Consider the following 15,313-nt stretch of genomic DNA (forward strand, 5'->3'; position numbering starts at 1 on the left):
GCGGCGCATTTTATACCACAGACAGAAGACGAACGGAACCCGCAAGGTGCTTCATCCGTCAGGGGCTTTTGCAGCAGCCCGGCAATCGCGCCAGAATGCCTTCCATAGACCACCGGATCCGCGGTTTTCTCCCCACAGAACGCCGCCCTGCTCTGTTAGAATCCGGCCTTTCCCGTTTGTTGCGCGCCGCCCGGCGCCGTAGAGAGCCTGTAATGACCGTCACCATCAAGACCGCAGAAGACATCGAGAAGATGCGCATCGCCGGCCGCCTGGCCGCCGAAGTCCTCGAAATGATCGAAGAGCACGTCAAGCCTGGCGTGACCACCGAGGAACTCGACCGCCTGTGCCACGACTACATCGTCAACGTCCAGCAGGCGATCCCGGCGCCGCTCAACTACAAGGGCTTCCCCAAGTCGATCTGCACCTCGATCAACCATGTGGTCTGCCACGGCATCCCCAACGAAAAGCCGCTCAAGGATGGCGACACCATCAACATCGACGTGACGGTGATCAAGGATGGCTACCACGGCGACACCAGCCGCATGTTCCATGTCGGCACCGTCGCGCCCTGGGCCGAGCGCCTGTCCAAGGTCACCCAAGAGTGCCTGTACAAGGCCATCGAGCTCATCAAGCCGGGCTGCCGCCTGGGCGACATCGGCGAAGTGATCCAGAAGCACGCCGAAAAGAACGGTTTCTCGGTGGTTCGCGAGTTCTGCGGCCATGGCATCGGCAAGGTGTTCCATGAAGAACCGCAGATCCTGCACTACGGCAGGGCCGGCACCGGCATGGAACTGAAAGAAGGCATGACCTTCACCATCGAGCCAATGATCAACCAGGGCAAGGCCGACACCAAGGTGCTGGGCGATGGCTGGACCGCCATCACCAAGGATCGCAAGCTCTCGGCACAGTGGGAACATACGCTGGTGGTCACCGCCACGGGCTATGAAATCTTCACCCTGCGCAAAGACGACACCATTCCCCGTACCTCGGCGTAATTCAACTCAGGAAGGCGACTCGATGCCCCAGGTGGATCCAGAGCTGTTCGACCGTGGCCAGTTCCAGGCGGAACTGGCGCTCAAGGCAAGCCCCATTCCCGCCTTCAAGAAGGCACTGCGCCAGGCCGCAGAAGTCTTCGACAGACGCTTTCGCGAAGGCGTCGAGATCCGCCGCCTGATCGAGGACCGCGCCTGGTTCGTCGACAATATCCTGCAACAGGCCTGGAACCAGTTCGACTGGGGCAATCCGGACGGCATCGCCCTGGTCGCGGTCGGCGGCTACGGCCGCGGCGAGCTGCACCCCTGGTCGGACATCGACCTGCTGATCCTGCTCGACCAGGCGGAACACGAGCAGTATCGCGACGCCATCGAGCGCTTCCTGACACTGCTGTGGGACATCGGCCTGGAAGTCGGTCAGAGCGTGCGCACCGTCGAGGAATGCGCCGAGCAGGCGCGCGCCGACCTGACAGTGATCACCAACCTGATGGAAAGCCGCACCGTCGCCGGCCCCGAGACGCTGCGCGAGCGCATGCTGGAAGTCACCAGCACCGCGCACATGTGGCCCAGCAAGGAGTTCTTCCTGGCCAAGCGTGCCGAGCTCAAGGCACGGCACCACAAGTACAACGACACCGAGTACAACCTGGAGCCCAACGTCAAGGGTTCGCCAGGTGGCCTGCGCGACATCCAGACCGTGCTCTGGGTTGCCCGCCGCCAGTACGGCACCCTCAACCTGCACGCGCTGGCTGGCGAAGGTTTTCTGCTGGAAAGCGAGAACGACCTGCTGGCCTCGTCGCAGGCCTTCCTCTGGCGCGTACGCTACGCCCTGCACATGCTCGCCGGACGCGCCGAAGACCGCCTGCTGTTCGACCACCAGCGCAGTATCGCGGCGCTGCTCGGTTACAGCGACGAGAACCCCAAGCGCGCCATCGAGCAGTTCATGCAGCAGTACTACCGGGTGGTGATGAGCATCAGCCAGCTCTGCGACCTGATCATCCAGCACTTCGAGGAAGTGATCCTCGCCGACGACAATGGCAGCACCCAGCCGCTGAACTCGCGCTTTCGCCTGCATGACGGCTATATAGAGGCGGTCAACCCGAACGTCTTCAAGCGCACCCCGTTCGCCATGCTGGAGATCTTCGTGCTGATGGCCCAGCATCCGGAGATCAAGGGCGTACGCGCCGACACCGTGCGCCTTCTGCGTGAACATCGGCACCTGATCGACGACAAGTTCCGCAACGATATCCGCAACACCAGCCTGTTCATCGAACTGTTCAAGTGCGAGATCGGCATCCACCGCAACCTGCGGCGCATGAACCGCTATGGCATCCTCGGTCGCTACCTGCCGGAATTCGGCCTGATCGTCGGACAGATGCAGCACGACCTGTTCCACATCTATACGGTCGATGCGCACACGCTCAACCTCATCAAGCACCTGCGCAAACTGCAGTACACCCCGGTGTCGGAGAAATTCCCGCTGGCCAGCAAGCTCATGGGACGCCTGCCCAAGCCTGAGCTGATCTACCTCGCCGGCCTTTATCACGACATCGGCAAGGGTCGCCAGGGCGATCACTCCGAGCTCGGTGCGGTGGATGCTCAGGCGTTCTGCGAGCGCCATCAGCTACCGGCCTGGGACTCGCGGCTGATTGCCTGGCTGGTGCAGAGCCACCTGGTGATGTCCACCACCGCCCAGCGCAAGGACCTCTCCGACCCGCAGGTGATCAACGATTTCGCCCTGTTCGTCGGCGACGAAACCCGCCTGGACTATCTCTACGTGCTGACCGTGGCCGACATCAACGCCACCAACCCCAGCCTGTGGAACTCCTGGCGCGCCAGCCTGCTGCGCCAGCTCTACACCGAGGCCAAGCGCGCGCTGCGCCGGGGCCTTGAGAACCCGCTGGACCGCGAGGAGCAGATCCGCCAGACACAAAGCGCCGCGCTGGACATCCTCGTGCGCGAAGGCACAGACCCGGACGATGTGGAGCAACTCTGGTCGCAGCTGGGCGACGACTATTTCCTCAAGCACACCGCCGCCGATGTGGCCTGGCACAGCGATGCGATTCTCCAGCAGCCGGCCGATGGCGGCCCGCTGGTGCTGATCAAGGAAACCACCCAGCGCGAGTTCGAAGGCGGCACGCAGATATTCATCTACGCGCCCGACCAGCACGACTTCTTCGCCGTGACCGTGGCGGCGATGTCGCAGCTCAACCTGAACATCCACGACGCCCGCATCATCACCTCCAGCAGCCAGTTCACCCTCGACACCTACATCGTGCTCGACAACGACGGCGGCTCGATCGGCGACAACCCGCAGCGGGTCAAGCAGATCCGCGAAGGGCTGACCGAGGCACTGCGCAATCCCGAGGATTACCCGACCATCATCCAGCGGCGCGTGCCGCGCCAGCTCAAGCACTTCAACTTCGCGCCGCAGGTGACCATCCTCAACGATGCCCAGCGCCCGGTGACCATCCTCGAAATCACCGCACCCGACCGGCCCGGCCTGCTGGCGCGCCTGGGGCGGATCTTCCTGGAGTTCGACCTGTCGCTGCAGAACGCCAAGATCGCCACCCTCGGCGAGCGCGTGGAAGACGTGTTCTTCATCACCGACGCCGACAACCAGCCGCTCTCCGACCCGCAACTGTGCAGCCGCCTGCAGGAAGCCATCGTCGAACAGTTGCAGGCCGGCCAGTCCAGCGATACCAGCCCTACCCGCGTGACCTTCTGACGATTACGAGACCTTGCGCCGATGAACCATGCCTTGACCCAGCTTCAGCCCTATCCCTTCGAGAAGCTCCGCGCCCTGCTCGGCAGCGTGAAACCTGCCGCGGACAAACGCGCCATTGCCCTGTCGATCGGTGAGCCGAAGCATGAATCCCCGGCGTTCGTCGCCAAGGCCCTGGCCGACAACCTCGATAAACTGGCGGTCTACCCCAGCACCCTCGGCCTGCCGGCCCTGCGCCAGGCCATCGTCCAATGGTGCGAGCACCGTTTTGGCGTGCCCGCTGGCTGGCTCGATGCCGACCAGCATGTCCTGCCGGTCAATGGCACCCGTGAAGCGCTGTTCGCCTTCACGCAAACGGTGGTCAACCGCGCCGACGACGGCCTGGTGGTCAGCCCCAACCCGTTCTACCAGATCTACGAAGGCGCGGCGCTGCTGGCCGGAGCTACTCCGCACTACCTGCCCTGCCTGGAAAACAACGGCTTCAACCCTGATTTCGACGCGGTGCCGGTCGAGATCTGGAAGCGCTGCCAGATCCTGTTCCTGTGCTCCCCTGGCAACCCCACCGGCGCACTGGTGCCGATGGACACCCTGAAAAAGCTGATCGCCCTGGCCGACGAGCACGATTTCGTGATTGCCGCCGACGAGTGCTACAGCGAGCTGTACTTCGACGAAGACGCTCCACCACCAGGCCTGCTGAGCGCCTGCGCCGAGCTCGGCCGCAACGACTTCAAACGCTGCGTGGTGTTTCACAGCCTGTCCAAGCGCTCCAACCTGCCGGGTCTGCGTTCGGGCTTCGTCGCTGGCGATGCCGAGATCATCAAGCCATTCCTGCTGTACCGCACCTACCACGGTTGCGCCATGCCGGTGCAGACGCAACTGGCCAGCGTCGCCGCCTGGCAGGACGAAGCCCATGTGCGCGCAAACCGCGACCAGTACCGCGCCAAGTACGATGCCGTGCTCGAGATCCTGCAACCGGTGATGGACGTGCAACGCCCGGATGGCAGCTTCTATCTGTGGGCCAAGGTGCCGGGCAGCGACGCTGATTTTACCCGTGACCTGTTCGAAGCCGAGCACGTGACCGTTGTGCCGGGCTCGTATCTGTCGCGTGAAGTGGATGGCGTCAATCCGGGCGCAGGACGCGTGCGCATGGCGCTGGTTGCGCCTCTGGCCGAGTGCATCGAGGCGGCCGAGCGGATTCGCGGGTTCCTCGCAGGGCGCTGAAATGCCTCTCCCCTTGGGACTGGCGTCGATGTCAGCCCCTAGGTAACTATCTAACGGCACTCGGGCGCTGGGATGCCTGAACGCGTGTCACCGCACAGACTTATGTAATGCCACGTAGCTTGATCGGTCGCAGATCATCCTGAGTTCCAACCACACCAGGAACTCTCCGATGTATACACTCGCCTCACTCCGTACTCGCCACCGCATCGATCAGCAGCTCTCCCATGATCTGGCCGTTACCGAGAACCCCCGCAACAGGGGCCAGAGCAACGGCGGTCGAAAAAAGCGCGGACTGATCGAGACCGGCCGACTATGGGCACCCGGTCGTACTTTGTGGATCTCGTTTCTCGGTGCTCCGGACAGAAAGCTCAAGATGTCGATCTTCGAACTGGCTTGCCAGTGGGTGGATCTTTCCGGCGCCAACCTGGAGCTTGATCTGTCAGAAGATGATGACAAACATGCCCAGATCAGGATCCTCACAGGCGAACATGCAGAGCACAACGAATCAGACATCGGCACCGATGCACTGGCTAGTGAAGACTACACCATGTCGCTGAATGTCATACCGGGGGATGAATCATTCAAATCCACCGTGTTACACGAGTTCGGCCATGCACTAGGATTCGAACATGAACAGCTACACCCCGATGCCACCATCCCCTGGAACGAGCCGGCTCTATTCGAAGCTGCCAAGCAATCGGATGACTGGTCAGAGCAAGACATCAGGGAGACTTACCTGAACAAACGGCCCGACAACGAACTGATCAAAACCCAGTACGATCCGCTCTCTATAATGCATTACCCGATTGCGGCCTGGATGACCTTGGATGGATCCGAGGTAGTCCAGAATACGGAGCTCAGTGCGAAAGACCTCGAGATGATGCGCCTGGCCTACCCACACGACTGACGCTAACGAACCTGCCCCAGGTTCGCCTCGCTCATGTCCAGTTCACCCAGCACCTGGCGCACTACTTCATCCCCCACCAGGTGCTGGCGATGCAGGCTGTACAGTTCCAGCCGCTGTGCGCGCAATGCACGCAAGCGCAAGCGGCGCTCCAGAAGATCCATCTGCTCGGCCAGCGCACGCGCTTCGGCGCTGTCGTTGTAACTGTCCAGCTCATCCCGGTATTCCGCCATCAGGCGCGCCTTCAACTCGGTCGCCAGCGTCGCCTGGGCGGCATCCTGCGGGGCATTGGCATCGATGACCTCCTCGGCCTCCAGTGCATGGATAGCGGCTTCCGCGGTGCGTCTCCAGGCTTCCTGTACTTCCTGATGCAGGCGTTCGTCCGGGCTCTTGGTTACCCCGCGCAACAGAATCGGCAGGGCGATGCAGGCACTGATCAGCGACAGCAGGATCACCCCGGCGGCAATGAAGATCAGCAGATCACGCTCCGGGAACGCCTGGCCGGCCCCGATCAGCAAGGGCACCGACATCACACCCGCCAAGGTCACGGCCCCGCGCACGCCGCCCAGGGTCAACAGCCAGCACGAACGTGCGCTGGGCATCAGCACCAGCGCCGACTTACCGCGCCAGCGGCGCACCACGCCGATAGCGCGCCACACGCTTTGTACCCAGACGAACCGCAGCAGCACCAACGCCACGAAGATCGCCACCACATCGAGGCAACGCAAGGCCAGGGTCGGCCACAACGACGCTTCATGGCTGACCACTGCCTTGATGATGTCGGGTAGTTGCAAGCCCAGCAGCAGGAAAATCAGGCCATTGAAGGCGAACTCCAGCAGCGACCAGACGCTGCGGTTGAGCAGGCGCGTACTGGTCTGGCGCGGCAACAGGTCGAGCCAGCTCTGCATCATCCCTGCCGCCACCGCCGAGAGAATGCCCGAGACACCGAGTCGTTCGGCCAGCACGTAGGCGGCAAAGGGCAACAGCAGCATGAACACCACATGCGTCGCCGGATCGTCCCAGCCCCGAGCGATCATCCAGGCACGCAGGCGCCCCACCAACCAGCTCAGTCCCACGCCAACCGCAAGCCCGCCGATGGCCACCAGCACGAACGTCAGGCTGGCATCGGTCAACGAAAACACCCCGGTAATGGCTGCCGCCAATGCGAACTTGAACGTCACCAGGCCCGAAGCATCGTTCATCAGCGCTTCGCCCTGGAGCATGTGCATCAAGGGTGTTGGCAGGCGATCCTGGGTAATCGCCGAAACTGCCACCGCATCAGTGGGCGAGAGCACCGCGGCCAGGGCGAACGCTACCGGCAGTGGAATGCTTGGCAGGATCCAGTGAATGAAGTATCCCGCGCCCACCACGGTGAACAGCACCAGCCCCACGGCCAAGGCCACCACCGGGCCACGAATGCGCCATAGCTCGCGCTTGGGGATACGCCAGCCATCGGCGAACAGCAACGGTGGCAGGAACAGGAACAGGAACAACTCGGGATCCAGGGCCACGTGCAGGCCGAGTGTTGGCCAGGCCAGCAGCGCTCCAGCGCCGATCTGCACCAGTGGCAGGGGCAGCGGGATCATCCGCCCCACCAGCTTGGAGACACTGACCAGCATCAGCAGGATAAGAACGGTATAAGCTGACTGCATGTGGCGTGTTTCCCTTTTCGATTCAAAAGCGGTCCTGGTCGCCTTGGACAACGCCGTCGGTAACTGGACACATATAGTAACGAGCCAAGCCGCCAACGAACTGCTGCACCTAAGTCGCAAGTCGCCGGAGAAGATGTAACACCATGCTACACAAACAGCTGATTCAGAAACCGCTGTTATAACCCCACCATCGTCACAACAAGGAAGGCCTTTCGATGAGTACTGCACCGAGCAACCACACAATCAGCAACGATAGCCCCGATCGCGCCCTGCTCGTGATCGATATCCAGAATGACTTCACCCCCGGCGGCGCCCTGGAGGTGCCCCGCGGCGACGAGATCGTGCCGCTGGTCAACCAGATCGCCGTGAATTTCCGCACTGTGGTCCAGGCCCAGGACTGGCATCCCGCCGGGCATATCTCCTTCGCTTCCAGCCATCCCGGCAAGAACCCCTACGACATCATCGAACTGCCCTACGGCCCCCAGGTGCTTTGGCCGGATCACTGCGTGCAGGGCAGCCAGGGTGCCGAATTCCACCCCAAGGTAGACCTGCCCCACGCCCAGTTGATCGTGCGCAAGGGCGGCAACCCGCTGGTAGACAGCTACTCGGCCTTCTTTGAAGCCGACCAGAAGACCACCACCGGCCTCGCCGGCTACCTGCGTGAAAAAGCGGTCACCAGCGTCTACGTGGTGGGCCTTGCCCTGGATTTCTGCGTGGCCTGGACTGCCCTGCACGCACGGCGCGAACGCTTCACCACCTATGTAGTGCTGGACGCCTGCCGCGCCATCGACAAAGACGGCTCGCTGGAAAATGCAATGAGCAAGATGCAGCACGCCGGGGTGAATTTCATCAAGTCCGGGCAGTTGCTCGACAAAGGCTGAAAACTCGTCGGTCAGAAGCCGGCGCCACAGCCGTGGCGCCGTGCCGAGAGTTACCGCATAATCCTGCCCACCCCAATTTTCGAGGAGTTGCGGGGTCGGCCCGGAAAGCTCCGACGACCCTTGACGTTCAATGGCTTACATTATCTACGGCATCAAGGCCTGCGACACGATGAAGAAAGCGCGTACCTGGCTCGAGGAAAAAGCCATCGGCTACGACTTCCACGACTACAAGACCCAGGGCATCGACCGTGACAGCCTGAACCGCTGGTGCGACGAACACGGTTGGGAAAAGATCCTCAACCGCGCCGGCACCACATTCCGCAAGCTCGACGACGCGCAAAAGGCCGGCCTTGACCAGGCCAAGGCCGTCGAGCTGATGCTCGCTCAGCCGTCGATGATCAAGCGCCCGGTCCTCGACCTCGGCGACAAGACCCTGGTGGGTTTCAAACCGGATCTGTACGCGGCCGCCCTGCAGTGAGCCGCCCGTTGTCAATCCATTTCAGTACGAGGTAACCGCATGTCCACCACTCTGTTCAGCTTGGCCTTCGGTGTCGGCACCCAGAACCGCCAGGGCACCTGGCTGGAAGTCTTCTACGCTCAGCCCCTGCTCAACCCGTCCAGCGAGCTGGTCGCGGCCATCACCCCGATCCTCGGCTACGAAGGCGGCAACCAGGCGATCGCCTTCAGCCCGGCCCAGGCCGCCCAGCTCGCCGACGCGGTCAAGGGCGTGGATGCCATCCAGCACGCACTGCTGACCCGCCTGGCCGAAAGCCACAAGCCACTGGTCGCCACCCTGCTCGCCGAAGACGGTGCGCTGACCTCCACCCCCGAGGCCTACCTCAAGCTGCACCTGCTGTCGCACCGCCTGGTCAAGCCGCACGGTGTTTCCCTGGCCGGCATCTTCCCACTGCTGCCGAACGTGGCCTGGACCAACCAGGGCGCCATCGACCTGGCCGAACTGGCCGAGCAGCAATTGGAAGCACGCCTGAAGGGCGAGCTGCTGGAAGTGTTCTCGGTGGACAAGTTCCCGAAGATGACCGACTACGTGGTCCCGAGCGGCGTGCGTATCGCCGACACCGCCCGTGTGCGCCTGGGCGCCTACATCGGCGAAGGCACCACCATCATGCACGAAGGCTTCGTCAACTTTAACGCTGGCACCGAAGGCCCGGGCATGATCGAAGGCCGCGTCTCGGCCGGCGTGTTCGTCGGCAAGGGCTCGGACCTGGGCGGCGGCTGCTCGACCATGGGCACCCTGTCCGGTGGCGGCAACATCGTCATCAAGGTTGGTGAAGGGTGCCTGATCGGCGCCAACGCCGGTATCGGTATCCCCCTGGGCGACCGCAACACCGTCGAAGCCGGCCTGTACATCACCGCTGGCACCAAGGTGAACCTGCTCGACGAGCACAATGAGCTGGTCAAGGTGGTCAAGGCCCGTGACCTGGCCGGCCAGGCCGACCTGCTGTTCCGCCGCAACTCGCTCAACGGTGCGGTGGAGTGCAAGACCCACAAGTCGGCCATCGAGCTGAACGAGGCGCTGCACGCGCACAACTGAGGACTTTGCAGGCCGCTGCAAGAGCGGGCTTGCCCGCGATCAGCGGACGCTCGGTGCTTGAGATGTTAAGATCGGGTCTGGCACTACGCCAGACCCGATTTTCATTCCAGGCCCCGCGATCATGTTCCAGCCCTCCCCCTGGCGTGCCGACTTTCCCGCCATCACCGCCCTGCAACGGCAGCGTCAGACCTACCTGGACAGCGCCGCCACAACGCAGAAACCCCAGGCCCTGCTTGACGCCCTGAGCCACTACTACAGCCATGGTGCAGCCAATGTGCACCGCGCCCAGCACCTGCCCGGTGCGCTGGCGACCCAGGCATTCGAGACCAGCCGCGACAAGGTTGCCACCTGGCTCAACGCCGTTGACTCCCGGCAGATCATCTTCACCCACGGCGCCACCTCGGCGCTCAACCTGCTGGCCTACGGTCTGGAGCATGGCTTCGAAGCCGGCGACGAAATCGCCGTCAGCGCACTGGAGCACCACGCCAACCTGCTGCCCTGGCAACAATTGGCGCAGCGCCGCAATCTGCGTCTGGTGGTGCTGCCGCTGGACGAGCATGGCCGGATCGACCTCGAGCACGCCTTGCAACTGATCGGACCGCGCACACGCCTGGTCGCGCTGAGCCAGTTATCCAACGTGCTCGGCACCTGGCAGCCATTGCCTGCGCTGCTTGCTCATGCCCGCGCCCAAGGCGCTTTGAGCGTGGTCGATGGCGCCCAGGGCGTGGTTCATGGCCGCCACGACGTGCAGCTGTTGGGCTGCGATTTCTACGTGTTTTCCAGCCACAAGTTGTATGGCCCGGACGGGGTTGGCGCGCTCTATGGCCGCACAGAGGCCTTGGCACGGCTGCGACACTGGCAGTTCGGCGGTGAGATGGTGCAACTGGCCGACTACCATGAGTCAAGCTTTCGTCCCGCGCCACTGGGCTTCGAGGCGGGTACGCCGCCGATCGCCAGCGTGATCGGCCTGGGCGCGACCCTCGACTACCTCGCCAGCCTCGATCCCGCGGCCGTGGCGGCCCACGAAACCAGCCTGCACCAGCACCTGGTGCGCGGCCTGGCCGACCGCGAAGGCGTGCGCATCCTCGGCACCCCACAGAGCGCACTGGCCAGCTTCGTCATCGATGGCGTGCACAACGCCGATATCGCCCACCTGCTGACCGAACAAGGGATCGCAGTGCGCGCCGGGCACCATTGCGCCATGCCATTGCTCAAGGGGCTTGGGCTGGAAGGCGCGATCCGCGTTTCGCTGGGGCTGTACAACGACAGCGACGACCTGCAGCGCTTCTTCGATGCGCTCGACCAGGGTCTGGAGCTGCTGCGGTGAGCCTGCCCGAAGCAGCCCAGCAGGCGCTGGACACCTTCACCCAGGCAAAAGGCTGGGAGCAGCGTGCGCGCCTGTTGATGCAGATGGGTGATCGCCTGGAGCCACTGGACGAGTCTGACAAGACCGACGCCAACCGCGTGCATGGCTGTGAAAGCCTGGTCTGGCTGGTGGCTGTGCAGGTCGACGGACAGTGGCGCTTCAAGGCAACCAGCGATGCCCGGCTGCTGCGCGGCCTGCTGGCGTTGCTGCTGGTGCGGGTGCAGGGGCTGGGCAGCGACGATCTGGCCGGGCTGGACCTGCGCGAGTGGTTTACGCAACTTGGACTGGAGCGACAGCTTTCGCCCTCACGCAGCAATGGGCTGCATGCGGTGTTGCTACAGATGGCGGAGTTGGTAACCAGCCCTTGAGTCGAAAGCGCCTGCTTGGCGCTTACTGCGCCTTGACCCGCTCCGACGGCCGCCGCGCGCCAGCCACCAGCTTCTCCACGGCCTTGCTCACGGCCACCATGCCGAAGGTCGCGGTCACCATCATCACCGCGCCGAAGCCCCCCGAACAATCCAGGCGCACGCCTTCTCCCACGAAACTCTTCTGCAGGCACACACTGCCATCCCCCTTGGGGTAGCGCAGTTGTTCGCTGGAGAACACGCAAGGCACACCATAATTGCGGCTGACATTGCGCGAGAAGTTGTAGTCCCGGCGCAAGGTGGAACGTACCCGCGACGCCAGTGGGTCGTTGAAGGTCTTGTTGAGGTCGCCAATCTGGATCTGGGTCGGATCGATCTGTCCGCCCGCCCCCCCGGTGGTGACAATCGCAATCTTGCGCCGCCGGCACCAGGCGATCAGCGCGGCCTTGGCCTGCACGCTGTCGATGCAATCGATCACACAATCCAGCGACTCGGTGATGTATTCGAGCATGGTGTCACGGGTGACGAAGTCAGCCACCGCATGCACGGTGCAGGCCGGATTGATCGCGCGCAGGCGCTCGGCCATGACCTCGACCTTCGAGCGCCCCACCTGCCCCTCCAGCGCATGGGCCTGGCGATTGGTGTTGCTGACGCAGACATCGTCCAGATCGAACAGGCTGATTTCGCCCACGCCACTGCGCGCCAGGGCTTCTGCCGCCCAGGAACCCACACCGCCAATGCCGACGACCGCCACGTGGGCCTGGCGCAGACGTTGCAGGCCGTCATCGCCGTACAGCCGGGCGACACCGGCAAAGCGTGGATCTTCTGTGCTCATGTTCATACCCCGAAAAAACCGGCGCGCATTATATGCCATGCGGACACGCCGGTGAGGGCTTGTCGACATGATGCTCCTCTTCGCGCAGCGCGCGTTCATTAGGAAACAGCCTACCAATCCTGCTTTAATGTCTTATCAAACAAGCAGATCTGGACGACAACAGAGCGGGATGCACGGCGCTCGCTTCCCGCTCCCTTCCTCGGAAACTGAATCACCTATGTCATCACGCAAATTCGGTCTCAACCTGGTGGTGGTGCTGGCCATTGCCGCGCTGTTCACCGGCTTCTGGGCGCTGATCAACCGCCCGGTATCGGCCCCAGCCTGGCCAGAGCAGATCTCCGGTTTCTCCTATTCGCCCTTCCGCCTCGGTGAAAGCCCGCAAAAAGGCCAGTACCCCAGCGAAGACGAGATGCGCCAGGACCTGGAGCAACTCAGCAAGCTCACCGACAACATCCGCATCTACACCGTCGAAGGCACCCAGGCGGAAATTCCGCACCTGGCCGAGGAGCTGGGCCTGCGCGTGACCCTGGGCATCTGGATCAGTACGGATCTGGAGCGCAACGAGCGCGAGATCGAAAAAGCCATCGGTTTGGCCAACAGCTCGCGCAGCGTGGTCCGTGTGGTGGTAGGCAACGAAGCCCTGTTCCGGGAAGAAATCACGCCAGAGGCACTGATCAAATACCTGGATCGGGTGCGGGCCGCAGTCAAAGTACCTGTGACCACCAGTGAGCAATGGCACATCTGGAAAGAGCACCCGGAACTGGCCAAGCACGTCGACCTGATCGCCGCGCACATCCTGCCTTACTGGGAGTTCGTGCCGGTGGGCGATTCGATCCAGTTCGTGCTCGACCGGGCCCGCGACCTCAAGCGCCAGTTCCCGCGCAAACCCTTGCTGCTGTCGGAAGTGGGCTGGCCGAGCAATGGCCGCATGCGCGGCGGCGCCGATGCGACCCAGGCCGACCAGGCGATCTACCTGCGCACCCTGGTCAACACCTTGAACCGCCGCGGCTTCAACTACTTCGTGATCGAAGCCTACGACCAGCCCTGGAAAGCCAGCGACGAAGGCTCAGTGGGCGCGTACTGGGGCGTGTTCAACGCCGAACGCCAGCAGAAATTCAACTTCGAAGGGCCAGTGGTGGCCATTCCACAATGGCGAGCCCTGGCCGTGGCTTCGGTGGTGCTGGCGATGATCGCACTGACCGTGCTGCTGATCGACGGCTCGGCGCTGCGCCAACGCGGACGCACCTTCCTGACCTTCATCACCTTCCTCTGCGGATCGGTGCTGGTGTGGATCGCCTACGACTACAGCCAGCAGTACAGCACCTGGTTCAGCCTGACCGTAGGCTTGCTTCTGGCCCTCGGCGCCATCGGTGTGTTCATCGTCTTGCTCACCGAGGCCCACGAGCTGGCCGAGGCTGTATGGATTCACAAGCGAAGACGCGAATTCCTCCCGGTGCAAGGCGACAGCGCCTACCGACCCAAGGTCTCGGTGCACGTGCCGTGCTACAACGAGCCACCGGAGATGGTGAAACAGACCCTCGATGCCCTCGCCGCCCTGGACTATCCCGACTACGAAGTGCTGGTGATCGACAACAACACCAAGGACCCGGCCGTGTGGGAGCCGCTCAAGGCCCACTGCGAGAAGCTCGGCGAGCGCTTCAGGTTCTTCCATGTGGCCCCGCTGGCAGGCTTCAAGGGGGGTGCACTGAACTACCTGATCCCGCACACCGCCAAGGATGCCGAAGTGATCGCGGTGATCGACTCGGACTACTGCGTCGACCCTAATTGGCTCAAGCACATGGTGCCGCACTTCGCCGATCCGAAGATCGCCGTGGTGCAGTCGCCGCAGGACTACCGCGACCAGCACGAGAGCGCCTTCAAGAAGCTGTGCTACAGCGAATACAAGGGCTTCTTCCACATTGGCATGGTCACCCGTAACGACCGTGACGCAATCATTCAGCACGGCACCATGACCATGACTCGACGCAGCGTGCTCGAAGAGCTGGGTTGGGCCGAATGGTGCATCTGCGAGGATGCCGAGCTGGGCCTGCGGGTATTCGAGAAGGGCCTGTCGGCCGCCTATGCCCACAACAGCTACGGCAAGGGCCTGATGCCAGACACCTTCATCGACTTCAAGAAACAGCGCTTCCGCTGGGCCTATGGTGCGATCCAGATCATCAAGCACCACGCCGGCGCCCTGCTGCGCGGCAAGAACAGCGAGCTGACTCGTGGCCAGCGCTACCACTTCCTGGCCGGCTGGCTGCCATGGATCGCCGATGGCATGAACATTTTCTTCACCGTCGGCGCACTGTTGTGGTCGGCGGCGATGATCATCGTGCCGCATCGCGTCGATCCACCGCTGATGATCTTTGCCATCCCGCCGCTGGCGCTGTTCTTCTTCAAGGTCGGCAAGATCGTGTTCCTCTATCGCCGTGCGGTGGGAGTCAACATGAAGGACGCCTTCGCCGCCGCCCTGGCGGGCCTGGCGTTGTCGCACACCATCGCCAAGGCGGTGCTGTACGGCTTTTTCACCAGCAGCATGCCGTTCTTCCGCACCCCGAAGAACGCCGACAGCCATGGCGTGCTGGTGGCGATCTCCGAGGCGCGCGAAGAGCTGTTCATCATGTTGCTGCTGTGGAGCGCGGCAGCCGGGATCTACTTGGTGCAGGGGCTGCCCAGCTCCGACATGCGCTTCTGGGTAGCGATGCTGCTGGTGCAGTCGCTGCCGTACCTGGCGGCGTTGGTGATGGCGTTGCTGTCGTCGCTGCCCAAGCCTGGAGAAAAGGCCGCCGAACCGCAGCAGGCCTGATGTAGCCGGGCTGC

The 15,313-nt window shown here is 63.1% G+C and carries 12 protein-coding genes; 10 read left to right on the top strand and 2 right to left on the bottom strand.

Annotated features, from left to right (window positions below):
• Window positions 1-212 precede the first annotated feature (212 nt).
• The 4 genes from map to ACK3BK_RS19775 all read left to right on the top strand — a co-directional run bounded on the left by map (window position 213) and on the right by ACK3BK_RS19775 (window position 5,842).
• Window positions 213-995 carry a type I methionyl aminopeptidase gene (map, locus tag ACK3BK_RS19760; protein ID WP_186667238.1) on the top strand — a complete coding sequence of 261 codons (783 nt, stop codon included), beginning with the start codon at window positions 213-215 and terminating at the stop codon, window positions 993-995.
• Window positions 996-1,017: 22 nt separating this feature from the next.
• A complete protein-coding gene (locus ACK3BK_RS19765; protein WP_186711297.1) occupies window positions 1,018-3,717 on the top strand; it encodes a [protein-PII] uridylyltransferase in 2,700 nt (899 codons plus the stop codon).
• A 21-nt stretch (window positions 3,718-3,738) separates the two neighbouring features.
• Window positions 3,739-4,935, top strand: a complete 1,197-nt coding sequence (gene dapC / locus ACK3BK_RS19770; RefSeq protein ID WP_288374772.1) for a succinyldiaminopimelate transaminase — start codon at window positions 3,739-3,741, stop codon at window positions 4,933-4,935.
• 169 nt (window positions 4,936-5,104) lie between these two features.
• On the top strand, window positions 5,105-5,842 hold the full coding sequence (locus tag ACK3BK_RS19775; protein WP_411383128.1) for a M12 family metallopeptidase: 738 nt from the start codon (window positions 5,105-5,107) through the stop codon (window positions 5,840-5,842).
• Window positions 5,843-5,844: 2 nt separating this feature from the next.
• Here the strand turns inward: ACK3BK_RS19775 and ACK3BK_RS19780 are convergent, their stop codons facing one another.
• Window positions 5,845-7,491 carry a Na+/H+ antiporter gene (locus tag ACK3BK_RS19780; RefSeq protein ID WP_411383129.1) on the bottom strand — a complete coding sequence of 549 codons (1,647 nt, stop codon included), beginning with the start codon at window positions 7,489-7,491 and terminating at the stop codon, window positions 5,845-5,847.
• Window positions 7,492-7,706: 215 nt separating this feature from the next.
• Here ACK3BK_RS19780 and pncA point away from each other — a divergent pair, with 215 nt between their 5' ends.
• From pncA to ACK3BK_RS19805, 5 genes are all read left to right on the top strand, one after another.
• Complete coding sequence (gene pncA, locus ACK3BK_RS19785) at window positions 7,707-8,372, top strand: bifunctional nicotinamidase/pyrazinamidase (protein WP_411383130.1); 666 nt, start codon at window positions 7,707-7,709, stop codon at window positions 8,370-8,372.
• 130 nt (window positions 8,373-8,502) lie between these two features.
• The gene (locus ACK3BK_RS19790; RefSeq protein ID WP_411383131.1) at window positions 8,503-8,850 is read left to right on the top strand and encodes an ArsC family reductase; all 348 of its coding nucleotides are present in this window, start codon (window positions 8,503-8,505) and stop codon (window positions 8,848-8,850) included.
• 39 nt (window positions 8,851-8,889) lie between these two features.
• A complete protein-coding gene (gene dapD, locus ACK3BK_RS19795) occupies window positions 8,890-9,924 on the top strand; it encodes a 2,3,4,5-tetrahydropyridine-2,6-dicarboxylate N-succinyltransferase (RefSeq protein WP_411383132.1) in 1,035 nt (344 codons plus the stop codon).
• 121 nt (window positions 9,925-10,045) lie between these two features.
• Window positions 10,046-11,251 (top strand): cysteine desulfurase, encoded by a 1,206-nt coding sequence (locus ACK3BK_RS19800; RefSeq protein WP_411383133.1) that lies wholly within the window; start codon window positions 10,046-10,048, stop codon window positions 11,249-11,251.
• A complete protein-coding gene (locus tag ACK3BK_RS19805) occupies window positions 11,248-11,658 on the top strand; it encodes a SufE family protein (protein ID WP_186667247.1) in 411 nt (136 codons plus the stop codon). Before ACK3BK_RS19800 ends, ACK3BK_RS19805 begins: the two co-directional genes overlap by 4 nt.
• A 22-nt stretch (window positions 11,659-11,680) precedes the next feature.
• Here the strand turns inward: ACK3BK_RS19805 and tcdA are convergent, their stop codons facing one another.
• Window positions 11,681-12,490: a tRNA cyclic N6-threonylcarbamoyladenosine(37) synthase TcdA gene (gene tcdA / locus ACK3BK_RS19810; RefSeq protein WP_065862293.1), complete on the bottom strand. Its 810-nt coding sequence runs from the start codon at window positions 12,488-12,490 to the stop codon at window positions 11,681-11,683.
• Between the two features lie 217 nt (window positions 12,491-12,707).
• Between tcdA and ACK3BK_RS19815 the strand changes: the two genes are divergently transcribed.
• Window positions 12,708-15,299, top strand: coding sequence for a glycosyltransferase (locus tag ACK3BK_RS19815; protein WP_186667248.1), 2,592 nt, complete (start codon window positions 12,708-12,710; stop codon window positions 15,297-15,299).
• The last annotated feature ends 14 nt before the right edge of the window (window positions 15,300-15,313 follow it).

It is taken from the genome of Pseudomonas sp. L7 (assembly GCF_046605565.1).
In the GTDB taxonomy this organism is placed as follows: Bacteria; Pseudomonadota; Gammaproteobacteria; order Pseudomonadales; family Pseudomonadaceae; genus Aquipseudomonas; species Aquipseudomonas wayambapalatensis.